General features: G+C 71.9%; 23 protein-coding genes. 21 read left to right on the top strand and 2 right to left on the bottom strand.

The features are described 5' to 3' along the window. Nucleotides 1–6 precede the first annotated feature (6 nt). The 13 genes from IE294_RS10175 (at nt 7) to IE294_RS10115 (ending at nt 12,511) form a co-directional block, all read left to right on the top strand. A complete protein-coding gene (locus IE294_RS10175; RefSeq protein ID WP_189884455.1) occupies nt 7–705 on the top strand; it encodes a class I SAM-dependent methyltransferase in 699 nt (232 codons plus the stop codon). Continuing rightward, entirely contained in the window at nt 702–2,201 is a 1,500-nt protein-coding gene (locus IE294_RS10170) for a coproporphyrinogen-III oxidase family protein (protein WP_189884453.1), read from the top strand. The genes IE294_RS10175 and IE294_RS10170 overlap by 4 nt, the downstream gene beginning before the upstream one ends. Continuing rightward, nucleotides 2,188–2,964, top strand: coding sequence for a class I SAM-dependent methyltransferase (locus tag IE294_RS10165; RefSeq protein ID WP_189817093.1), 777 nt, complete (start codon nt 2,188–2,190; stop codon nt 2,962–2,964). The genes IE294_RS10170 and IE294_RS10165 overlap by 14 nt, the downstream gene beginning before the upstream one ends. 57 nt (nt 2,965–3,021) lie before the next feature. Beyond that, nucleotides 3,022–3,912, top strand: coding sequence for a carbon-nitrogen hydrolase family protein (locus IE294_RS10160; RefSeq protein ID WP_189884451.1), 891 nt, complete (start codon nt 3,022–3,024; stop codon nt 3,910–3,912). Then, nucleotides 3,909–4,820 (top strand): carbon-nitrogen hydrolase family protein, encoded by a 912-nt coding sequence (locus IE294_RS10155; RefSeq protein ID WP_189884450.1) that lies wholly within the window; start codon nt 3,909–3,911, stop codon nt 4,818–4,820. The genes IE294_RS10160 and IE294_RS10155 overlap by 4 nt, the downstream gene beginning before the upstream one ends. 8 nt (nt 4,821–4,828) lie before the next feature. After that, nucleotides 4,829–5,449, top strand: a complete 621-nt coding sequence (locus IE294_RS10150) for a hypothetical protein (protein WP_189884448.1) — start codon at nt 4,829–4,831, stop codon at nt 5,447–5,449. Further along, the gene (locus IE294_RS10145) at nt 5,446–5,679 is read left to right on the top strand and encodes a ferredoxin (protein WP_014677046.1); all 234 of its coding nucleotides are present in this window, start codon (nt 5,446–5,448) and stop codon (nt 5,677–5,679) included. Before IE294_RS10150 ends, IE294_RS10145 begins: the two co-directional genes overlap by 4 nt. Further along, complete coding sequence (locus IE294_RS10140; protein ID WP_189884446.1) at nt 5,676–6,263, top strand: NADPH-dependent FMN reductase; 588 nt, start codon at nt 5,676–5,678, stop codon at nt 6,261–6,263. Before IE294_RS10145 ends, IE294_RS10140 begins: the two co-directional genes overlap by 4 nt. Before the next feature lie 11 nt (nt 6,264–6,274). Then, nucleotides 6,275–7,078, top strand: a complete 804-nt coding sequence (locus IE294_RS10135; RefSeq protein WP_189884444.1) for a DNA alkylation repair protein — start codon at nt 6,275–6,277, stop codon at nt 7,076–7,078. Further along, nucleotides 7,075–9,162 (top strand): molybdopterin-containing oxidoreductase family protein, encoded by a 2,088-nt coding sequence (locus IE294_RS10130; protein ID WP_189884442.1) that lies wholly within the window; start codon nt 7,075–7,077, stop codon nt 9,160–9,162. The genes IE294_RS10135 and IE294_RS10130 overlap by 4 nt, the downstream gene beginning before the upstream one ends. 226 nt (nt 9,163–9,388) lie before the next feature. After that, nucleotides 9,389–10,195: a class I SAM-dependent methyltransferase gene (locus IE294_RS10125; protein WP_189884440.1), complete on the top strand. Its 807-nt coding sequence runs from the start codon at nt 9,389–9,391 to the stop codon at nt 10,193–10,195. A gap of 64 nt (nt 10,196–10,259) precedes the next feature. Next, complete coding sequence (locus tag IE294_RS10120; protein ID WP_189884438.1) at nt 10,260–10,997, top strand: hypothetical protein; 738 nt, start codon at nt 10,260–10,262, stop codon at nt 10,995–10,997. Then, complete coding sequence (locus IE294_RS10115; protein WP_229917099.1) at nt 10,994–12,511, top strand: MFS transporter; 1,518 nt, start codon at nt 10,994–10,996, stop codon at nt 12,509–12,511. The genes IE294_RS10120 and IE294_RS10115 overlap by 4 nt, the downstream gene beginning before the upstream one ends. Nucleotides 12,512–12,643: 132 nt before the next feature. Here IE294_RS10115 and IE294_RS10110 read toward each other — a convergent pair whose 3' ends face one another. Further along, on the bottom strand, nt 12,644–13,339 hold the full coding sequence (locus tag IE294_RS10110; RefSeq protein ID WP_189884436.1) for a DNA alkylation repair protein: 696 nt from the start codon (nt 13,337–13,339) through the stop codon (nt 12,644–12,646). A gap of 229 nt (nt 13,340–13,568) precedes the next feature. Between IE294_RS10110 and IE294_RS10105 the strand changes: the two genes are divergently transcribed. Beyond that, nucleotides 13,569–14,855 (top strand): FAD-dependent oxidoreductase, encoded by a 1,287-nt coding sequence (locus tag IE294_RS10105; protein WP_229917098.1) that lies wholly within the window; start codon nt 13,569–13,571, stop codon nt 14,853–14,855. A 19-nt stretch (nt 14,856–14,874) separates the two neighbouring features. Here IE294_RS10105 and IE294_RS10100 read toward each other — a convergent pair whose 3' ends face one another. Beyond that, nucleotides 14,875–15,753, bottom strand: coding sequence for an AraC family transcriptional regulator (locus IE294_RS10100; RefSeq protein WP_229917097.1), 879 nt, complete (start codon nt 15,751–15,753; stop codon nt 14,875–14,877). A 181-nt stretch (nt 15,754–15,934) separates the two neighbouring features. Here IE294_RS10100 and IE294_RS10095 point away from each other — a divergent pair, with 181 nt between their 5' ends. The 7 genes from IE294_RS10095 (at nt 15,935) to IE294_RS49630 (ending at nt 21,719) form a co-directional block, all read left to right on the top strand. Next, entirely contained in the window at nt 15,935–16,546 is a 612-nt protein-coding gene (locus IE294_RS10095) for an AraC family transcriptional regulator (protein WP_189884432.1), read from the top strand. 209 nt (nt 16,547–16,755) lie between these two features. Further along, nucleotides 16,756–17,949, top strand: coding sequence for a BtrH N-terminal domain-containing protein (locus IE294_RS10090; protein ID WP_189884430.1), 1,194 nt, complete (start codon nt 16,756–16,758; stop codon nt 17,947–17,949). A gap of 53 nt (nt 17,950–18,002) precedes the next feature. After that, the gene (locus IE294_RS10085; RefSeq protein ID WP_229917096.1) at nt 18,003–19,022 is read left to right on the top strand and encodes a methyltransferase; all 1,020 of its coding nucleotides are present in this window, start codon (nt 18,003–18,005) and stop codon (nt 19,020–19,022) included. Nucleotides 19,023–19,105: 83 nt separating this feature from the next. Then, nucleotides 19,106–19,630 carry a hypothetical protein gene (locus tag IE294_RS10080; protein WP_229917095.1) on the top strand — a complete coding sequence of 175 codons (525 nt, stop codon included), beginning with the start codon at nt 19,106–19,108 and terminating at the stop codon, nt 19,628–19,630. A 75-nt stretch (nt 19,631–19,705) separates the two neighbouring features. Further along, on the top strand, nt 19,706–20,338 hold the full coding sequence (locus tag IE294_RS10075) for a class I SAM-dependent methyltransferase (RefSeq protein WP_189884425.1): 633 nt from the start codon (nt 19,706–19,708) through the stop codon (nt 20,336–20,338). Then, nucleotides 20,335–21,405 (top strand): methyltransferase, encoded by a 1,071-nt coding sequence (locus tag IE294_RS10070; RefSeq protein ID WP_229917094.1) that lies wholly within the window; start codon nt 20,335–20,337, stop codon nt 21,403–21,405. The genes IE294_RS10075 and IE294_RS10070 overlap by 4 nt, the downstream gene beginning before the upstream one ends. Nucleotides 21,406–21,479: 74 nt before the next feature. Beyond that, entirely contained in the window at nt 21,480–21,719 is a 240-nt protein-coding gene (locus IE294_RS49630) for a DUF6059 family protein (RefSeq protein ID WP_359833393.1), read from the top strand. The last annotated feature ends 149 nt before the right edge of the window (nt 21,720–21,868 follow it).

Here is a 21,868-nt window from a genome sequence, read left to right as displayed (position 1 = left end):
CGCACGATGACCACGGCCCCCTCGCTCGCCGTACGCGTCCCCGCACGCCATCCGCGCTCCAGCGACAAGGAGCGGCAGGACTACGACCGCTACCTGGCCGAACGCGGCCGGTACAAGGGCGAGTTCCTGCGCGAGGTCATGGACGCGGCCGGCACCGGCCCGGTGCTCGAAGCCGGATCGGGCTACGGCGGGCTCGGCGTGGAACTGCTGCGCCTGGGCCGCACCGAACTGCACGCGGTCTGCGAGTCGGAGCACGCCGCCGCCCTGTACGAGCACCGCCTCGCCGAGGCCGGCCTGCGGGCCACCGTCCACAGCGTGCCCGGGGGAGTGCCGGACCCCGCCCGACCACCCTGGAACACCCGGCGGTTCGCCGCCGTCTACAGCGCCAACGCCTTCGCCGCCTGGCCGGACCCGGCCGCCGCACTGCGCCGGCTGGCCCGACTGCTCCTACCGGGCGGCCAGGTCCTCGTCAGCGATCTGAGGCGCGACCCCGACCCGTTCATCCTCGAATACTCGCTCAGGGAGATGGCCGACGACACCTCGGAGGCGGGCCGCTACCGGCTGCGGACCTTCCTCACCTCGTTGCGCGGCGCATACACCCTCACCGAGGCCAGGGCCCTGCTCACCGCCGCGGGCCTGAACGACTGGCGGGCCGAAGCGGACGGTCCCATGACGTTCGCCATCCGATACGGGAGGAACCCGTGACCGACACCACCATCACCAGGAACTTCCTCGACACACCCAGTTTCTGGCGCGAATACCCGGAACGGGACATCGAGTTCGTGCGCTGGTACCCCTGCGACGTCAGGCCCCTCACCGCCGACGCGATGTACGCGCAGCAGGAGAAGTTCCCCAAGACCACCTCGTTCTACGTGCACATCCCCTTCTGCAACCAGGTGTGCACCTCGTGCCCGTACAACAAGTTCAACACCCGCAACACCCTGGTCAGGCGCTACATCGAAGCGCTGAAGGCCGAGATCGACATGTACTCCCGGCTGCCGTACCTCAAGGACGTGGTCTTCACCTCCGGCTACTTCGGCGGCGGCACCCCCACCACCCTGCGCGCCGAGGAGCTCGACGACCTGCTCGGCTTCATGAAGCAGCGCCTCAACTTCAGCGACGACTGCTCCGTGACCATCGAGTCCACCCCCGTCGACGTGGACCAGCACAAGCTCGACGTCCTGCTCAAGCACGGGGTCAACCGCATGAGCCTGGGCGTGCAGACCTTCCACGACCCGCTGTTGCGCTACCTCGGCCGCGCCCGGGCGCACACCGGGGAGTCCGCCACCCGGACGATCGAGCTGATCGACCGCAGCGGCATGGAGAACCTCTGCATCGACTACATGATCGGCATCCCGGGCCAGACCCACGAGCTGTGGGCGCAGGACATCAGGACCCTGATGGACCTGCCCGTGACGTCGTTCTCGGTGTACAACTACGCGGTCCTGCCGGGCTCCGAGGTGTTCTTCGCGCTCCAGTCCGGGGCCACCCCGCCCTGCCCCAGCACGCACGAAGCCGACGAGATGTACCAGTACCTGCACACCACGCTGATGGACGCCGGGTACCTGGCCCTGACCTACAACGACTTCATCGAACCCATGAGGCCCGAGTGGGAGGCCAAGGGCGTCAAGACCTACCCGGTGCTCACCGACGGCTCCAAGCCCTACCGGGGCCTGGAGACCGACACCTTCTACCTCACCGACCACCTCTCCCAGGTGTGGGGCCGGTGCGGCGACATGGTGGCCATGGGCTCCGGGGCCTACGGCTACCTCAACAACCGGATGTACCTCACCGAGCCCGACATCAACGCCTACATCGAGACCTGCAACGCGGGCCGGCTGCCCATCGTGATGGGCGCCTACACCGACGAGCACGAACAGCGCTGCCGCAGCCTCGTCCTCGGGCTCAAGCTGCTGCGCATGAAGCGGTCCGTCTACCGCGAGCGCCACGGAGTCGACCCCTACGAGTACTTCAAGGACAAGTGCGACGACCTGGCCGCCAAGGGCCTGATCGAGATCACCGACGAGGCCATCCAGGTCACGTACCCCAAGGGCTGGTACTACATCGACAACATCTGCAAGACGTTCTACTCCGACGCCAACTACCGCCTGCCGCAGCCCACGTCGGCAAGCACCGAGATCCTCAACTGGCAGATCGACCGTGCCGACGGACGGAAGGGGCTCCCCGTTGTCCAGCTCTGAGACCACTCCCGCGAAACTGCGGCGCCGGCCGCGCGGCCGCATCTTCGACCTGGCCGAACGGGTCCCGCAGAAGGACACGTTCGACGACGTCGACCAGTGCCGGGCCTACGACCGCAACATCCGCACCTCGATGATCATCCCGATGCAGCACATGATGAAGCTCATCGGCCCCCACTGCGGCGACGGCAAGGAGATCCTCGAAGTCGGCTGCGCCAGCGGCCTGATCTCGCTGCGGCTCGCCGCCCAGCACCCCGGCGCCCTCTTCACCGGCGTCGACAGCAACGACGCCTTCCTCGAAGTGGCCCGCGAGAACACGATCTTCTCGAACCTGGTCGGCTACGGCGGCGACTTCTCCTGCGAATGGGCCCGCCTGACCCGGCTGCCGTACGACGACGACTCCTTCGACGTCGTCTTCAGCTTCTGCGCCGTGGCCCGCTGGGACAAGCCCGACCGGATCGTCAGCGAGTGCGCCCGGGTGTGCCGGCCCGACGGCATCGTGGTCCTCTACGACCTGGCGCGGGACGCCGACGAGGGCATGGTCTCCTTCGTGCTCCAGTACGCGGACGGGGACGCCGAGGCGTTCATGACGTCGCTGCGCGCCTCCTACAGCGAACCCGAGATGCGCGAACTGCTCGACCAGCGGGGCCTGGGCTCGTGGACGGTGGCCAAGGAGAACATCAACCTGATCACCTCCTCGCGACCGCTGCACGTCGGCTACAGCGTCGGCGAACCAGGCATCTACGACGCGGTGTTCACCGGCTGAACCCCCGTCGGCCTCCGCCCCCCGCCACCGGACGTCCGCCACCCAGGAGCGCCTCCCATGACCCTTCGCAGACGGCTGCGCGTCGGCCTCGTCCAGCTGTCCGTGGCCACCAACCGCCGCACCGACAACCTCCGGCGCGCCGAGGCCCTGGTGCACGAGGCCGTGGACGACGGCTGTGAACTGGTCGTCCTGCCGGAGGCGTTCGCCACCGCGCTCAACCTGCCCAAGAGCCACGAGGTGGCCGAGCCCGTACCGGGCCCGGTCACCGAATGGCTCGCCGAACGGGCCAGTCGGCACGGCGTCTGGATCGCCGCGGGGCTCCTCGAACGCAACGGCGAGCAGGTGCACAGCTCGGCCGTCCTCATCGCCGACGACGGCAGCCTCGTCGACGTCTACCGGCGTACCGTCGTCTACGACCTGGAGGCCCACTTCCTCACCGGGGAGGTGGGCACCCGGGTCGTGGACACACCGCTGGGCCGCATCGGCCTCGTCGTCGGCTACGACATCCAGTTCCCCGAAGTGCTGCGCGGTCTGTTCGCCGACGGCGTCGAGATCGTCGTGTGCCCGTCGATCCTGCTGCGGCCCTTCGCCGAGCCGGTACGGCAGATGCTGCTCGCCCGCGCGGCCGAGAACTGCGCCTACGTCCTGTTCGCCGGGGCCACCGGGGAGAACACCCTGGCCGGCCTCACCTACATGGGCCGCACGGCCGTCGTCCGCAGCCCGATGGCGATCGGCGCCTACTCCCGTGACTTCCGCCGTCAGGAACCGGTCCTGGCCGAGGCCGACCGCGAGGAGTGCGTGGTCAGCGCCGACCTGGACCTGCACGAACTGCGCCGCATGCAGGCGGCGGCGCCCTTTCCCGCCGACTTCCGCCGCTCGCCGCTCGGCCAGGCGCTGATCGCCGCCTCCGCGCGGCCCGGCGCCCTACCCCTTGGAGACCCCCGGTGAAGCCCACCACGCGGCCCCGCGTCGCCCTCCTCCAGACGCTGTGGGACCTCGACCCCGACGTCAACCTCGAACGGACGATGGCCCTGCTCGACACCGTCGAGGCGGCCGAACTCGTCGTCCTGCCCGAGTTCTTCCTCGGCCCGCCCTTCTACTTCCCGGGCCGTGCCCACCTCAAGGGGGTCATCGACCAGACCGTGCCGGGCCCCGTCTTCGAACGGCTCGCCGCACAGGCCCGCAGGATCGGCGCGTACATCCTGTGCGGCACCGTGGTCGAACGCGACGGGGACCGCTACTACAACACCGCCGTGCTCCTCGACGACCACGGCGAGATCGTCGTCAAGGCCCGCAAGACCCACCGCTTCGCCGCCGAAATGGTGTCGGTGAGCCCGAGCGACGAGTTCGCCCTCGTCGACACCCCGTTCGGGCGGCTCGGCGTCTGCGTCTGCTCCGACTTCTGGATCCCCGAGGTGCCCCGCATGCTCGCGCTGCGCGGCGCCGAGATCATCGCCGTACCGGGGGCCGCGCTGCGCGGCAACATCCAGATCACCCGGCCCTGTCTCCAGGCCAACTCCTCCTTCAACGTCTGCTACACCCTCCTCGCCAGCGCCGTCGGCGGCGTCACGGGCGAACGGGCCGGCCGCCAGGTCTCCATCGAGGTCGCCGGGCACAGCACGGTGGCCGCTCCCGAGGAGCTCCTGGCGAGCCTCGACGAGGAGGAGGCCGTCCTGACCGCCCGGCTCGACCTGGAGTACCTGCGCACCATGCGCGAGGTCGACCTGTCGTTCAGGCGCAGCCTCTACTTCTGCCTGCACGGCCGCCGCCCCGAACTCTACGGCGGTCTCCAGCAGCCGTACGCCGGGCACGAGGACCTCGAAACCCTGCTCAGCGACTACCTCACCCGGAGGTGAGCCACACCGTGCTGTTTCCTGTCAGCGAGGCCATTCCCACCGGGGCCGACCGGGAGCCGGTCCTGGAGAAGTTCCTGGACTGGGCCGACGGGGCCCACGACACCCCCGTGCCCGAGGTGCTGGGCGCCTTCTTCGGCCAGCCCCTCGACGCGCGGACCCTGCGCATCACCGGGCTGCACCACGTGGCGCTCTACATCGGTGACTACCGCCACGAGGCGGACTTCGAGGACTGGCTGGAAACGGTCCGCGCCTGCCCGCGCGTCGGCCACGTGAGCACCGGTCCCTCCCACATCGCGCCCCGCGCGTACGGCACACCCGGCCACTGGATCAACCTCCGCACCGACCTCGGCAACGAGGTGGAACTGTTCACCTGCCGTCGGCGCGACATATGGGCCGAACGGCCGGCCGAGCAGAAGACCAGCCTGATGTCGCACTTCGGTCTCTGCATCGACTCCCCCGGACATGTGCGGCCCCTGCTCGACTTCCTGGCCAGCTTCGACGGCATCCGCCTCCTCGCCTACGCGCCCGCCGACGAACTCGGCCACACCTACGGGCACCTGGTCCGCGAGGACACCGACCGCGTCCTCGAACTCGTGCACGCCGGGGCGCAGCCGGGAGGACCCGCATGACCGTCCAGGACCCCGCTCGCGTACCGGACAACGCCACCGGCCGGTTCTACGTCAACGTGGAGTGCACCGACTGCGACACCTGCCGCTGCGTCGCTCCCGACTTCTTCGCCCGCAACGACGAGGCCGGCTACTCCTACGTGCTGCGCCAGCCCGAGACCGAGGACGACGAGGACGCCGTGTACGAGGCGATGGACTGCTGCCCCGCCGACGCCATCTGCGAGGACGAATGACCCCCACGGCCCCGGCCTCGGTCCTGGGCATCGGCGGCAGCATGCGCCCCGGATCCACCAGCCAGACGCTGCTGCGCCGCGCGCTGCGCACCCTCGCCGCGGACGGCCACCCGGTACGGCTGCTCGACCTGCGCGAGCTGCAACTCCCCTTCTGCAACGGCGACAAGCGCGAACCCTGGCCGCACTTCCCCGACGTGGCCGTCCTCCGGGAAGCGGTCCGCGCCGCCGACGGGATCATCCTCAGCGGCGCCGAGTACCACGGCGGCGTCAACGGCGCGCTGAAGAACGCCATCGACCTGCTGGACTTCGAACACGCCGAGGGAAAGGTGTTCGGTGCCATCGTGGCCCTCGGCGGTCGCAGCAACAGCAACGCCCTCAACGACCTCAGGATCACGGCCCGCTGGCTGCGGGCCTGGATGGTGCCCGGCCAGGTCGCCGTACCCCAGGGGCGCACCGCGCTGAACGGCGGTGTCCCCGTGGACCCGGACCTGTACGACCGGATCGACGATCTCGCCCGAAGCGTCGCACGCGCCGCCGGCGCCCTGCGGACCACCACGGGCGGCATCCCGCTCGCCCGAGGCTGAAGGAACCGCGCATGCATGCCCCGCCCCCCGCCGCCCTGGCCGCCGAACTGCTGGCACGCCTGGAGGACAACGCCGTCCCCGGCCGGGCGGCCGGAGAGAAGCGGTACCTGCGCAGCGACCTGCACCACATCGGCGTACCCCTGCCGGCGATGCGGGGCGTGGTCCGCTCCTTCACCCGGCGCAGCGGGCAGGGGCTCGGGCACGCCGAGCTCGTCGACCTGGTCACCGACCTGTGGGCAGAGCCCGTCCACGAGCACCGCTCGACCGCCCTGCTGCTCCTGGACGCCTACGCCCCCCTCCTGCGCCCCGACGACACCGCGCTCCTGGAGGACCTGCTGCGCACCTGCGCCACCTGGGCGCACACCGACCTGCTCGCCCCCTTCGCGGCAGGGCGGCTCCTGCTGCGCCACCCCCGCCAGACCACCCCCGCGGTGCTCCGGTGGACCGCCGACGAAGCACAGTGGGTACGGCGCGGCGGCATCCTCTGCTTCCTCCCCGCCCTGCGCGGCGAGGACACCTTCACACGCTGGTTCCCCGTCTTCACCACCGCCGTCGATCCCCTCCTCGACGACGACAGGTTCTTCGTCCGCAAGGCGATCGGCTGGACCCTGCGCGAAGGCACCAAACACCATGCCGCGGCGGTCACCGGCTGGCTCACCCCGCGGCTGTCCCGGGCCGCCTCGCTCACGGTGCGCGAGGCCCTCAAGCGGCTGCCCGACGACGCACGCGCCCCCCTGCTCGCCGCGCACGCCGCCGCGCATCCACGCCGCGGCCGGCGCCACGCGCCCACCCGACGCCCGGAGGCACCCCAGTGACCGACCCCGAAGTGACGACCCTGGTCGAGGACGGCGTCCACCGCACCGTCTGCCGGATGTGCCACGGCGGCTGCGGCGCCCTGGTGGACGTACGGGGCGGACGCCTCACCCGCGTCGAGGGCGACCCGGACAACCCCAACAACCGCGGATTCCTGTGTGCCAAGGGCCGCGCGTCCCTCGACCAGTTGTACGGCACCGACCGGCTGACCCGGCCGCTGCTGCGCACCGGTCCGCGCGGCAGCGGGAGCTTCCGGCCCATCGGCTGGGAGGAGGCCCTCGACCGCGTCGCCGACGCACTCGACCGCACCCGGACACGACACGGCCCCGAGTCGCTGGTCGTCGCCCAGGGCACGGACCGCAACTACCAGGAGTGGCTGTTCCGGTTCGCCAACAGCTACGGCACGCCCAACGTCCTCGGACCGGCCCACGTCTGCTTCTACCCACGGGTGATGGCGGGCATCCTCACCATGGGCGCCTTCACCTTCTGCGACTACGAGGGCTCGCCCGACGTCGTCCTGCTGTGGGGGTGCAACAAGTCCATGACCCACGGCGACGGCGTGATCGGCACCCGGCTCCTGGACGCCGTGCGCCGCGGCACCCGCATGATCGTCGTCGACCCCCGGCGCACCGCCCTCGCCAACCGGGCCCAGCACCACCTTCCGGTACGTCCGGGAGGCGACGCCGCGCTCGCCCTCGCCATGATCCACACGGTCATCGAGGCGGACGCCTACGACCACGACTTCGTCCGGGACCACACCGTCGGGTTCGAGGACCTGGCCGACCATGTCGCCGCCTACGCCCCCGAGAAGACCGAGCACCTCACCGGAGTCCGCGCCGCCGATGTGCGCGAGGCCGCCCTCGCCTACGCCTCGGCGCCCGCCGCCGCCATCGAACTGGGCACCGGCGCCCAGCAGAACCGCAACTCCTTCCACGTCAGCCGGGCCCTCGCCATCCTCTCCGCGATCTGCGGGAACATCGACCGGCGGGGCGGCGATGTGATCTTCGAGCCCCCCGGCATCATCGGCCGCCGCACCCTGCCCCTCACCGAGGCGCTGCCGACGGAGCAGCACCCCAAACGGCTCGGTGCCGACCGCCACCGCATCCTGTCGATGGCCGGCTGGGCACACCCCCGCGCCGTCTGGGACGCGATCCTGGACCACCGCCCCTACCCGGTCACGACCATGCTCGTGCACGGCAGCAACCTGCTGGTCAACTACGCGGACTCCGACCGCGTCCACGCCGCGCTCGACAGCCTCGGCTTCCTCGCCGTGGCCGACCTGTACCTGACCCCCACGGCGGCCATGGCCGACATCGTGCTGCCGGTCGGCGGCTGGCTGGAGAGGGACCAGATCGTCGAACACGCCCACTACGTCGCGGCGCGCCGCAGGTTCGCGCAGGTCGGCGAGTGCCGCTCGGACGAGGAGATCCTGAGCGGGCTCGCGACGCGTCTCGGACTCGGCGACACCTTCTGGGACACCACCGCGGACTCCCTCGACGCCCGGCTGGCCCCCATCGGCATGGACTTCAAAGCCCTGACCGACCAGCACTACCGCGCCACACCGCTGACGTACGAGAAGTACCGCACCCAGGGCTTCGCCACCCGCAGTGGCCGCTTCAACATCCGCTGCGACGCGCTCCGCGCCTTCGGCTACGCACCGCTGCCCGTGCACCGCCCCGTCGCCGAACGCCCCGAAGACGGCCCGTACCTGCTCACCTCCGCCCACTCGCCGTTCTTCTTCAACTCCGAGTTCCGCAACCTCGGGCCGCTGCGCGCCAAGGAACCCGACCCCGTCGTCGAACTCCACCCCGAGGCCGCGGCCCGCGAAGGGGTCCAGGACGGCGCCTGGGTGCTCGTCTCCGCCCGCGGTCGCACGGTCCGGATGCGCGCACGCGTCACCGACACCATCGCCCCCGACGTCGTCGTGGCCGCGGCCACCTGGTGGTACCCCGAGCGCGGCGCGGACGGCGGCTGGCGCGAGAGCAACCTCAACCGGCTCACCGGCGACGACGACGAGAACGAGGAGATGGGCTCGTCCAACTTCCGGGGGATCCGGTGCGCGGTCCGCCCGGAGCCCGACGCCTGAGGCGACGGAGCGCGTCTGTCCCGGCCCACCCTGCGGAGTCTTCCGCTCCACCCCGCGTCCGTGACGATTCGCCATCCCGGTCAACTCCCGGGGGACCCCCGGAGAAGTAAGTGACCTTCGCGGACGCCTTGGCGCCGGGCGCGGGCCGACGCCCCCGACCGCTGGAAGACTCCGCCGCACGGACGGCCGCGGTGCCGTCACCGTCACGCGGACGAGAGGGGACACGGTGGAGGCAGCCCCGCGCGACAACAACGGTTCGCTGGCGCTCGATCCGGCCTGGGAACACGAGCGCCTGCGTCTGGAGATGCTGGCGGCCATGACCGACCCGGCGACCGTCGAGATCCTGGACGCCTGCGCGCCCGACCACCCCCGCGAGATCGTGGAGATCGGAGCCGGCGCGGGCACCGTGGCCCGCCACCTGGCCCGCCGCCACCCCGGCGCCCGGGTCTGGGCGACCGACATCGACCTGCGCCACCTGGACGGCGGCGGTCTGCCCAACCTGGTCCCGCTGCGGCACGACGCGGCCGTCGACCCGGCCCCCGTGCGGGGCGTCGACCTCATCCACTGCCGCTCCGTACTGATCTTCCTCGACGATCCCCAGGCGGTCCTGGGACGCCTCGCGGGCTGGCTCGCGCCCGGCGGCTGCATCGTCGTCGAGGAACTCGCCGGATTCCCCCCGTACGACCCCACCACGGTGGTCGGCGGCGCCCTGGACGCCGTGTCCCGGGTGCTGAGCCGGGATGCCGGCGCGGACCCGCAGTGGGTGCGCGACCTGATGGTCGACCCGCCCCAGCCGCTGGTCCGTCACGGACTGACCGACTGCGGCGCCCAGATGCGGGTCTACCCCTTCCGCCCGGGCAGCGCGGCGTCGGAGTTCTCACGGCTGACTCTGGAGCAACTGAGGCCCCGGCTGCTCGGCCGCGGACACCTCACCGCCGCCCAGTTCGAGGCCGCCGTGTCCCGGCTCCGCGACGACGACCTCGCCGAGCCGTCCAGCTCCGTGCTCAGCGTCTGGGGACACCGCCCCCGCTGAGGCCGCCGTCCGGGCGACCGCCCGGCATCCGATCACCGAGGAACGAAGCGAAGGGTGGACGATCATGCCTGCTCACCACCGCGCCCCCGGCCACCAGGACCGGGCCCACGAGCAGAAGATGCTCACCACATACCTTCTCAAGCCCGGACGGCACGAGGCAGCCCTGGGGGTCCTGGCCCGCCACTGGCCGCTCCTGCGCCGCCAGGGCCTCGTCACCGGCGAACCCTCCTGGATCGCCCACGGACAGGGCGGCGACGGCCCCTTCATCGTCGAACTCGTCACCTGGGGCGTGCCGGGCGCCGTCGACCGCGCGTACCTCGACCCGGAGATCAACTCCCTGTGGCAGGAGATGTTCGCCCTCACCGAAGCCCGCGGTGCCCGCCCGCCCGTCGACTGGCCGGCCGTCACCCGGCTCACCGGGGGCGCCGCCCACGACACTCCCGCCGACACACCCCTGCAAACGCTGACGACCTACCAGGTACGAGAAGGCCGTACCGAGCGGCTGGCCGAGCTGCTGCCGAGCTACTGGGACGCCCTCGCCCGGGCCGGACTGCTCGCCCCCGGCGCGCCCGCGCTGTACGCCGGCGAGAACCTGCACGGCCCCTTCCTGACCGAACACCTCGCGTGGAGCGACCCGCACGGACCGGCGAAGGCATCCGGCGAACCGGCGGCGGGCGCCCTGTACGCCCGGGCCGCGGAGCTGGCCGAGGAACGGGGGGACCGGCCGGGCATCGAGCGGTGCCCGGTGAAGCCGCTGCACTTCGGCTTCATGACAGAAACAGTGACTGGAGAAGACACGTGACCTCACCATCGGACCCCAGGCCCACGGGTACCAATCCGTGGGCGGCGCTGGGGATGCTCTGCCTCGGCGTCTTCATGACCCTGCTCGACGTCACGATCGTCAGCTCGGCCACGCCCAGTCTCATCGAGACGTTCGACGCCTCGATCGACCAGGCGGTCTGGGTCTTCAGCGCGTACATCATGGCCTTCGCCACCACCCTGATCCTCGCCGGGCGACTCGGCGACCTCCACGGCCCGCGGCGGATGTACCTGATCGGCCTCACCGTCTTCGTCACCGCGTCGCTCCTGTGCGGCGCCGCCCAGGCCCCCTGGCAGCTGATCCCGTTACGGGTGCTCCAGGGCGTCGGCGGAGCGCTCCTCGTCCCCCAGCTCATGCCCATGATCACCACGCTGTTCCCGCCGCAGAAGTGGGGGGCCGCCTTCGGGTTCACCGGCGCGCTGTCGGGACTGGCCGTGCTGGCCGGCCCGCTCGTCGGCGGATTCCTGGTCACCGGCGCCTCCTGGCGCTGGATCTTCTACGTCAACCTGCCCATCGGCCTGCTCACCTTCTTCCTGGTGCTGCGCTTCCTGCCCGACCCGAGGCCGGGACTGCGCCAACCGCTGGGCATCGGCTCCGTCCTGCTGCTCCTGTCCGGCGTCGGCGCCGTGGTCTTCGGCCTCGTCGAGGGTGAGCGGCTGCACTGGGCGGCGACGGTCTGGGCGATCATCGTGGTGGGCCTGGCGCTGCTCGCCGCCTTCTTCGCCGACCAGCGCAGGCGGCAGTCCGGTGTTCCGCTGGTGCCGTTCGTCCTGTTCCGTGCCCGCAGCTTCACCCTGATGAACCTGATCGCCGTCACCGTCGGCTTCGGTGTCGTCGGCGCGTTCCTGCCGCTGACGCTGTACTTGCAGAGCGTGCAGGGCCTGTCCGCGGCCAGGGCCGGACTGGTGATCGCCGTGATGCCGCTGGCGTCGGTCGCCACCGCCGTCATCAGCGGCCGGGTCATCGAGACGGCCGGTCCCAAACGCGTCCTGCTCGGCGGCCTGGTGTGCTTCTCCGCGGGCCTCGGACTCATCGCCTCGCAGGCCACCGCCCACGCCTCGGTCTGGCAGCTGGCGGGGCCACTGGTGCTCGCCGGCGTCGGCACCGGCTTCACGTTCGCGCCGATGTTCAGCGTCGGCATGCGCGAGGTGCCGCCCCAGCTCAGCGGCGTCGCCTCCGGAACCGTCAACACCGTCCAGGAGCTCGGGGGCCTGCTCGCCAGCGCCGCCATCGGCGTGGTGCTGCAAGTCCGCCTCGGCGAGGGCCAGAACATCGCCACCGGCCGTCCCGTGGAAGCCGCGGGCCGGCCGACACAGGCGGCCCTGGACGCCTTCCACGAGACCCTGGCCGGAGCCATCCGCGTCAGCATGTTCATCCAGATGGCCGTCCTCGCGGCGGGCGCCCTGTGTGCGCTCGCCATCAAACCGGCCCCGCCCGCGGCGGCGCCGGCGGAACAGCCGTCCTCCGGCGAGCCACGGACGGCGGACGTCGACTGACCCGGCGCCGGCCCGCTGCGGCGCTCCCCGCGTCGGCCCACCCGAGGGCCGGCGCGGGGGGCACGATCCGGGCCGCTGCCGGGGGGCTGTCCGGGCCCCGTCGCCCGTTCCGGCCCATCGCCCGTTCCCGCCCTATCGCGCCTTCACGAACCGGGCCCGCTCGGCCGGCGCCAGCCGCTCCGTCGCATAGCGCACGGTGATGCGCGGCAGTTCGTCGAGGTGCCGGTCGAGGAAGGCCACCATGAGCGGTTCGTCCCGGCGGCCGATCTCCCGCAGCATCCAGCCGAGCGCCTTGTGGATCAGAGGTTCCGGGTCCTCGCGCAACGTCAGCACCAGGTGGAACGTCGGTTCGAACCGTCCCTCGCGGATCAGCGCCAGCGTGGCCAGCACCGCGATCCGCCGGTCCCACAGCCAGGCGGACGCGGCGAGTTCGTCCAGGACCCGCAGGTCCCCCTCCAGCAGCCACGGCCCGAGCACGACGTGCGCGGAACCGTCGACCAGGTCCCAGTTGTCCACGCACTCGGTACGCGCCAGATAGAAGTCGACCAGCGCCTTGCGGTCCGCACCGCGCGCCGTGCGCACCTGCTCGGCCAGGACCAGCAGCCCGGCGAAGCGCTCCTCGTGGACACGGCTGCGCAGCAGTACGTCCACGTCGTCGAGGGAGAGGCCGCGGTAGGCGCGCGCCAGCTTGCGCAGCACCGGCACGCGCACGCCGAGCAGTTCGTCGTCCTCCGCACGGCTGAGCACCCGCTCCTGCTGCGCCCGCACGGCCGGCTCCGCGAGATCCCGCAACTCGGCCCGTAATTCCTTGAGCGAAACGATCGTCATGACGGCGGACGCTAGCGCAGGACGCCCGCACGTGCCGCCGGGACCCCCGCGAAGGAGCGGTTGGTCAACTTCGCCGCCGCGGGCCCACCCGTAGTTGACCGTCGCGCAGATCCTCGCCGCCCCGGCTTCCGCCCACGTGCCGCACGGCCACATCTTGTGCAAGACCGTACGAACCATTTCGCAGATCGGACCGGCCACGCCGGGAGCCCACGAGCCGAAGGAGAACCCGATGCCGCGGAAGGCGTTCAAGGTACTGGTGATCGGCGCGGGTCTCGCCGGACTGACCCTCGCGCAGGGGCTGCGCGGACAGGGCGTCGACGTGGAGGTGTTCGAACGTGACGTCACCCCCGTCGACCGCTCGCAGGGATTCCGCATCCACGTCAACCCGTTCGGGACCCGCGCGCTACGCGCCTGCCTGAGCGACGAGTTGTTCGAGTTGTTCCTGGAGACGAGCGGCAGCGGCGGCCGGGGCCTGTGCTTCACCGACCACCGCCTGAGCCCCTTGCTCAGCCTGGAGGGGCCCAGCGACCAGCACCCGCTGCGCAACCACCGGTCCGTGTGCCGGGTGACGCTCCGTCACCTCCTGCTGCGTGGCCTGGAGGACGCGGTCAGCTTCGGCCGCCGGTACGAGCGGTACGAGGAGCGCGGCGACGGCCGCGTCACCGCCCACTTCGCGGACGGGTCCACGGCCGAAGGCGACATCCTGGTCGGCGCCGACGGCTGCCGGTCACGGGTGCGCAGCCAGCGGCTGCCCCAGGTGCGCGTGTCGGACACCGGAGCGATGGGCGTGGCCGGGAAGCTGCCCCTCGACGACCGGCTCCGCGGCTGGATCCACCCGCCGCTGCTGGCGTCCGCACACATCGTGATGGGCCCCCACGGCTCCCGGATGTTCGCCGCCACGCACGAGTACCGCACCAGGCCGAGCAAGGCACTCGGCCTGCCCGCCGCCGGGGGCGACCTGCTCTTCGACACCGACACCGACTACCTGATGTGGGCGATCACGGCCACACCCGAGCGCCTGGGCCTGCCCGCGCGGACCTCGCCCGGTCCCGAGCGACTGGCCCCGGCAGTGCGGAGCCTGGTCGACGACTGGCACCCGTTGCTGCGCCGCGTGGTCGCCGACGCCGACCCGGACACCCTCACCGCGCTGTCGGTGCGGACCGCCGAGTCCGTGCCCGCCTGGCAGCCGTCCCGGATCACCCTCCTCGGCGACGCCGCGCACTGCGCGACCCCGCTGGGCGGGATGGGCGGCAACATGGCCCTGCGCGACGCCGAACTGCTCACCCGGCACCTGGCCGCCGCCGCCCACGACGACGAGCGGCTCGAACAGGCCGTGGGGCAGTACGAGTCGGCGATGCGCGCCTACGCCTCGGACGCGGTCCTGAAGTCGAAGAAGAACCTGGAGCGTTCCCTCGCCGAGAACGCCGTCAGCCGGGCGCTGACCCGCGCCACCTTCCGCATGATCGACCGCATGCCCCCCGTGAAGCGCCGTATGGCCGCCGAAGCGGGCGGCTGACTCGGGCCGTGCGCCACCCTCAGGCCCGCGCCGGCGCCGCCGGCGCGGGCCCCAGCGGCAGGCTCACCCACGCCAGCGTCCTGACCTCCGGCCGGCACCACGGAATCCGCTCGTACTCCACCAGATACGGCATCGGCGGCCGGTCGCCGTCGTACAGCCCCAGCATCACCGCGCTGACCGCCAGATGCATGAACGTGTAGGGGATCAGCTGCACGGGACCCGTATGCGTGATCTGCAACCGCCGTTGCGCGGGAACCACCTGGAGCCCGATGCCGTCCGACGGCACGAAGGCCAGCGGCACCACCGTGCCCACGTCGAAGCGGATCGACGCGTCCTGGTAGAGCTCCGGGTCGTCGTGGGTGATCTCCACCGGTTGCTGGGCATCCGGCTCGTACCCGTGGACCTCCAGCCAGTCCCGCATCTGCCGCCAGCGGCCGGCCAGTGACGCATGACTGCCGAAGTGCCGCAGGAAGGCCACCACGCGACTGCCGCTGTCCACCTCGACCAGGCCGGAGCAGCCCGGCCCGGACGTCGGCCAGGGCGCGCTCGGCTCCCGGCGCCGCAGTTCGGCCGGCGTGCTCCCGAAGGCCTCACGGACCGCCCGCGTGAACGGCGCGTGCGCCGAATAGCCGCACCGGGCGGCCACCTCGTGCACCGGCCAGCTCGTGAACACCAGCCGGTAGGCCGCCAGTTCGAGACGGTACCGGCGCACGTACCGCTGCACCGACTCGCCGGTGGTGTCCCGGAAGATCTTCCGGAAGTAGTGCGGAGCCGTGTGCACCTGTTTCGCGATGACATCAATGTCCACGTTGGACGAGGCGTCGCGCAGCCTGGCGACGATGTGCGGAATGGCGGACAGCACTCTGCTGTCATGAAGCGCCACCGTCGTCACACGCATGCCGCCACGACCCGTGCCCACGCCAGAGAGATATTCCGGCACTCGGAGCCCCCGTATCCGGAATGAGCGGCGCCACCCCGAAGAGAGGGCGGCCCGCGCAGTCACTTGAGGGCGGATCCTGCCACATGACGGAATAGCGTCAAAGTCGTTCCAAGGCCAAGTGCGGGAATACAGTCAGGCAGTGCACGGATACCGCTCCGGTATCCCGGACGACCTCGCGAAGGCAGGGGACATGGCCGGAAGACACGTCACCGAGACAGGAGCGACGCCCGCACGCGACACCGTGCTGACGTCCGGACAGCGCATCTTCACGTTTGTCGAGTTCGGCCCGCTGCCGGTCATTTCCCTCCGTCACTCGGGCACCTTCCGTACACTCGCGCGGACTTGGCGCAATCTCATCGACTACACGGACTCCTGCGGCCTGACCCAGGGCATACAACTCGTCGGAGTCGTCTACGACGATCCCGCGTACGTCCCGGCCGAATCCCTCCGTTACGACGCCTGCGTCGCCGTTCCCGAAGCCGCACTGCGCCGGCTCCCGCTGCCGGCCGACAGCGAACTGCCCGTCCGTTACGAGACCCTCGGCCCCGTATGGTGCTGGCGCACCACCCACCGCGGTCGCTTCGGCACCCTGTCCGAGACCTATCGGCGTGCCCTGGACACCACCGCCTTCCAGCAGCAGGGCGTCGTCGCCCCCTGCCTGAACCCGCCGTTCTACGAGATCTACCGATCCGGCCTCGGCGCCGCCCCGGACGACGACGCCCGCATCGACATCCATCTCCCCGTCGCCTGACAGGACCGGCAACCACCTCGCCCGCGGCGGCACCCGCACCCGGCCGTATGAGCAAGCGGGTCAACTCCCGGACACCGCCGGGCGGTTCCAGGTGACCCTCACGCAGAACCGGACCGCCGTCCCTGGGCGACCGCCACCACCGCTGGAAAACTCTCGGATCCGTGACGCAGCCCACCAGCGCCCGCACCGATCAGGGGAGAGGAGCCGGCATGGCGACGGCCCCGGCCACCGGCGGCAAGGAACGACAGGCCCCGCCGGGCAGGAAGCTCAGGCCGCCGCTCTTCGGCGGCGCCCACTGCGAAACCTCCGCGTTCCGCAAGGCCCTGCACGCCCACGGCCTCGACATCAGCGAGGAGATGCTGCTCGGCCTCGGCGGCGGCATCGGATTCATGTACGTCCCCAAGGCCCCCGGCATGCCACCGTTCCTCGCCACCCGCAACGACCCCTTCCCGCTCTTCACCCGCCGCATGGCCACCGGCGTCGGCCTGGAACTCGACATCGCCACCACCACCGACCCGCACGCGGCCAGTGACCAACTCGCGGCGGAACTGGACGCACACGGCCTCGCGGTCGTCTACGCCGACATGCACTACCTGTCGTACCTCAGCGCCGAACACCACTTCGGCGGCCACTGCCTCGTGGTCCTCGGCGCCGACGAGGAGAGCGGCTGGCTCAGGATCTCCGACCGCCCCGCCCGGCCGTGCACACTCGCTCCGGAGGAACTGGCCGCCGCCCGCGCCTCCCGGCACCAGCCCTTCCCGCCCCGGCACGCCCTGCTGCGCGCCCCGTGGGACCAGGCTGTCCCGCCCACCGAGGACCGGATCCGCTCCGCCCTGGCCGCCGCCGCCCGCGCCGGCCTGGAGCCGGCCAACGCCGCCCTCGGCCTCCAGGGCCTGCACATGCTCGCCGAACGCCTTGTCGCCACCGTCCGCGACTCGGCCACGCCCGAGGCCGTCACCGACACACTCGTCCAGGCCTTCGTCGACCTCCACCTCGCCGGAACCGGAGGCGACGGGTTCCGGAGCATGTTCCACGCGTTCCTCGACGAGGCCGCCACGCTCCTCGACGATCCGCGGCTCACCGACGCGATCCCCCTCGCCGCGGCCGACGCCGCCGCCTGGCAGCACCTGATCGCGACCCTGCTGCCCGCGGGCACGGCACTCGGCGATCTCGCCGACGCGCACCGCGCACGCGAGGAACACATCCTCTCCGGCACCCCCGAGCGCCACGTGGAGGCGTCAGCCGTCGCCGCGCGCCTGCCCGCCCTGCGCGAGGAGGCCGTCGCCGCCGTCCCGGAGCTGCGCCAGGACCTGGCGACCGCCCTGCACGACGCCGTGCACGACATCATCGGCCACGAGACACGGCTGCTGCACCTGCTGACACCCGCGGGCGGCGGGCAGTGAACCGCGGCGCGCGGACCACGCACGACGACATCACCGTGAGCAAAGGAGCACACGTGAGTGCGAGTTCCACCACCACGACGACAGACGTCGCACAACAACTCGGCGTCCTCACGGACCTGGTGACGCCCTGGGCCATGCGGGTGGCGGCCACCCTCCGGCTCGCCGACCACATCGGCGACGCCACCGTGCCCGTCGAGGACCTCGCCCGGCACACCGACGCCGACCCCGACACCGTGGGCCGCCTCCTCGAACACCTCGCGGCCCGCGGCGTGTTCGAACAGGACGGCCCCGGCCGGTACCGCAACACCGAACTCTCCCAACGGCTGCGCCGCGACCACCCCATGACCGTCCACCCCTGGCTCGACATCGAGGGCGGCATGGGCCAGTACGACATCGGTCTCAGTGCGCTCCTGACCGCGGTCCGCACCGGACAGGACGCCTACACACCCACCTTCGGCCGGTCCTTCTTCGAACACCTCAACAGTGACGCCCGCCGCGGCGCCGCCTACGACGAACTGATGGCGACACTCACCGCCTGGACCCTGCCGGAGATCCTCCAGGCCTACGACTGGACGACGGTCGGCCACGTCGCCGACATCGCCGGCGGCAGCGGCGCGCTCCTGACCGGCCTCCTGCAAGCGCACCCGCGCCTGCGGGGAACCCTCGTCGACGACGCCCGCGCCGTGAGCACGGCCACCGAGCGGTTCACCAAGGCGGGCGTCACCGACCGGGCCACGGCCGTCGCCGGATCCATGTTCGAACCGCTGCCGCGCGGTGCCGACCTCTACCTCGTCAAGTCGACCGTGATGGGCTGGGGAGACGAAGGTGCCGCGGACATCCTGCGCCGCTGCGCCGATGCCGCCCGCCCGGCCGGCCGCGTCGTCGTCGCCGAATTCCTGCGCGGAGCCCCGCGACTGGTGCCTTCCCTCGACCTGTACATGGCCCTGCTGGGCGGGAAGGAGCGCACGGAGGACGAGTTCCGCACGCTGGGCCGCACGGCCGGGCTCACCCTGCGGACCGTCCACCCCACGCCGTCCGGATACTGCCTGCTGGAGTTCACGGCCGACGCATAGGGTCGTGCCCACAACTGCCGGCAGCGACACCGACGGGACCTCCAGTGCAGAACGCGACACTCCTTCGTTCCCACGACCGGCCCATGGAGCCAGGTGCCTCCAACGTCCCTCACTGGACGGTGGTACGGGCCCAGCCCCTGCTCGTTCTCAGCCTCAGGAACCCGGGGGGAGCGGACACGTGGAGGGACACGTGGCGCCGGCTGACCGCTCTGGTCTTCTCCTGCGGCCTCGCGACCAGGGAGACCAAGGCGATCGAGGTCCACTACGACGCGGGCACGTCGCGCCGCTTCGACGCCTGCCTGTCCATCCCGTCCTCCAGGCTCGCGGCAGAGGTGACCGCCGACGACCTCGCGCAGGTGCCCGGGGCCAGGATGGAAACCGTCATGGGCCACGGACCGTTCCTCCACCACAGGCCCACCGCCGGGCAGGACGGGCGGCCCGCACCGGCCGCACCCCTGCCCCCGGCCGCCGGCCCGCACCCGACCTCGCTCGTCCCCGCCTGGCCCCGCTACCACGTCTACGCGTGCAGCCCGGCCCTGGCCGGGGAAACACCCGTGATCACCGACACCTACATCACCCTGACCGCGTCCGCACCCGCCCGGCCCTGACGCGCACGGGTTCCGGGTGCGGTGGGACGGGGCCGACGAACTGTTCCCGTACCCGACCCCGGACGGAGCGCCACCATGACGACGCCCACCACCGCGCTCGACTGGAACCGCAGCTACCGCAACGGCGACCACCACACCTACTGGGAACTCAGCCACCCCTCCGCCGAACTCGTCGGATTCCTGGCGGCCCGCGGGCCGGGCGCCGGACGCACCGCCCTCGACATCGGCTGTGGCACCGGCTGGGACGCCATCGCCCTGGCCGGCGCCGGATACCGGGCCACCGGCATCGACCTCAGCGAGGAGGCCCTCACCCTGGCCAGGGCCCGCGCCGCGGAGGAAGCCCCCGAGGGCGCCTCGCCCGCCTTCCGGCAGGCCGACGTGCGCGACCTGCCGTTCCCCGACGGAACCTTCGACGTCGTCGTGGACCGCGGCTGCTTCCACCACCTCGGCGGGGAGGACCGCGCGATGTACGCCGGCGAGACCGCCCGTGTCCTGCGTCCGGGCGGCTGCCTCTACCTCAGGGGCAGCCGTGTGGACAGCTTCCCGTTCAAGCCGCTCACCGCGCAGGGTCTGGCCGACGAGTTCGTCCGCTTCGGCTTCGTGGTCGGCCCCCTGCTGCCGTTCCACCTCCAGACGGACGCGATGAGCCTGCCCGCGTACGCCTGCGTACTGACCCGGACCACCACCAGCGACGGAGCGAACGCATGAGCACGACGACCTCGGCGCGCACGACGCGGACACCGGTTCCTTCCGCCACCCCGGGCGACCCCGCGGTGGCACGCCTCGCGGCACTCACCGACCTGGTCACGCCGTACGCGATCCGTGCCGCGGCCACCCTCGGGGTGGCCGACCTCATCGCGGAGGGCGTCACCACGGCCGACGCCCTGGCCGAACGCACCCGGAGCGACGCCGACGCCCTGCGCAGGCTCCTGGACCACCTGGCGGCCAGCGGTCTCCTCGAAGAGCCGGAGCCGGGCCACTACGCCCTCACCGACCTCGGGTCCGTCCTGAGGGACGACCATCCCGCGCGCACCCGTGCATGGCTGGACCTCGACGGCGGCATGGGCCGCTCCGACCTGGCGCTCAGCGGCCTGCTCACGACGGTCCGCACCGGCGAACCGGCCTACCCGGAGCGGTTCGGCGCGTCCTTCTGGGAAGACCTCGCCGCCGATCCCGCACGAGCCGCGTCCTTCGACGCCCTCATGGAGACGCACCTGGCGAACGTGGAGGCGGCAGCGGACGCCTACGACTGGAGCGGCGTCGGCCACGTGGTCGACGTGGGCGGGGGAACGGGGAAGCTGCTCACCCGCATCCTCGACGCGCACCGCGACCTGCGCGGCACCCTGGTCGAACTCCCCGGCACCGCCGAGAACGCCCGCCGCCGGCTGGCCGAGGCCGGCCTCACCGACCGCTGCGCGGTGGTCCCCGGCACGTTCTTCGACCCCCTGCCCTCCGGTGCCGACGCCTACGTCCTCTCCTTCGTCCTGCACGACTGGAACGACCGCCGGGCCGCGCAGATCCTCGACCGCTGTGCCACGGCCGCCGCGCCGCACGGCCACGTCGTGGTGATCGAACGGCTGAAGGAGGACGGCGTGAAGCAGCCGTGGGCGACCGCGATGGATCTGCGCATGCTGCTGACCGCGGGCGGCCGGGAACGCTCCCTCGACGATTTCCGCGCCCTCGCGGCCACGGCCGGCATCACCCTGCGCACCGCCGTACCGACCCCCACGGGCGCCTCGGTGCTGACGTTCACAACGGACCAGCGAGGGGGCTGACGGCGGTGCGTGCCGAAGGCCGATGTGGTCGGTGGGGCACGAGCACCAGGATCCGGGGCTGGGCCGGCCTGGTGATGCGCGGCCTTGCCGCCACAGGATCCATCTGGGTGTCCGTGCCTGTGGGCACGGCGGACGAAGGGCCGGCCCCCGGCCATCCCGAACGGCTCGGCTCCGGCACGCCGTCGATCGCTGCCGAACGGGCACTGCGACGGCAACTCAAGGGCGTGGGGCGCGCGGTCTGGTGGCTGCACTGGGGGCCCGTGGCAGACGTCCGCCGACGGGAGTCGAGTACGGCCGGGGCGCCCAGGCGGTGACGTGCCCGCCGTAGCCGGCCCGGTCGGTGCGGGACGTCGGTGCGGGGGCGTCTCCGCCGGGGTGACGAAGCGCGGCGGAGCGCAGTCGTTCTCCGCCGCGCCGGGAACGGCACCGCCGGTGCGCCCGGCCCGGCGCCCCGTGAGCGCAC

Source organism: Streptomyces canarius, assembly GCF_014650735.1.
GTDB lineage: Bacteria > Actinomycetota > Actinomycetes > Streptomycetales > Streptomycetaceae > Streptomyces > Streptomyces olivaceoviridis.
Note: the sequence above shows the minus strand (reverse complement) of the source record. Positions and strands in the feature narration are given on the sequence as shown.

Bases quoted from the DNA above. Each gene is read 5' to 3' on its own strand.
- IE294_RS10175 (WP_189884455.1), top strand. From the start codon at position 7: ATGACCACGGCCCCCTCGCTCGCCGTACGCGTCCCCGCACGCCATCCG.
- IE294_RS10160 (WP_189884451.1), top strand. From the start codon at position 3,022: ATGACCCTTCGCAGACGGCTGCGCGTCGGCCTCGTCCAGCTGTCCGTG.
- IE294_RS10145 (WP_014677046.1), top strand. From the start codon at position 5,446: ATGACCGTCCAGGACCCCGCTCGCGTACCGGACAACGCCACCGGCCGG.
- IE294_RS10140 (WP_189884446.1), top strand. From the start codon at position 5,676: ATGACCCCCACGGCCCCGGCCTCGGTCCTGGGCATCGGCGGCAGCATG.
- IE294_RS10135 (WP_189884444.1), top strand. From the start codon at position 6,275: ATGCATGCCCCGCCCCCCGCCGCCCTGGCCGCCGAACTGCTGGCACGC.
- IE294_RS10120 (WP_189884438.1), top strand. From the start codon at position 10,260: ATGCCTGCTCACCACCGCGCCCCCGGCCACCAGGACCGGGCCCACGAG.
- IE294_RS10110 (WP_189884436.1), bottom strand. From the start codon at position 13,339: ATGACGATCGTTTCGCTCAAGGAATTACGGGCCGAGTTGCGGGATCTC.
- IE294_RS10105 (WP_229917098.1), top strand. From the start codon at position 13,569: ATGCCGCGGAAGGCGTTCAAGGTACTGGTGATCGGCGCGGGTCTCGCC.
- IE294_RS10100 (WP_229917097.1), bottom strand. From the start codon at position 15,753: ATGCGTGTGACGACGGTGGCGCTTCATGACAGCAGAGTGCTGTCCGCC.
- IE294_RS10090 (WP_189884430.1), top strand. From the start codon at position 16,756: ATGGCGACGGCCCCGGCCACCGGCGGCAAGGAACGACAGGCCCCGCCG.
- IE294_RS10080 (WP_229917095.1), top strand. From the start codon at position 19,106: ATGGAGCCAGGTGCCTCCAACGTCCCTCACTGGACGGTGGTACGGGCC.
- IE294_RS10075 (WP_189884425.1), top strand. From the start codon at position 19,706: ATGACGACGCCCACCACCGCGCTCGACTGGAACCGCAGCTACCGCAAC.
- IE294_RS10070 (WP_229917094.1), top strand. From the start codon at position 20,335: ATGAGCACGACGACCTCGGCGCGCACGACGCGGACACCGGTTCCTTCC.
- IE294_RS49630 (WP_359833393.1), top strand. From the start codon at position 21,480: ATGCGCGGCCTTGCCGCCACAGGATCCATCTGGGTGTCCGTGCCTGTG.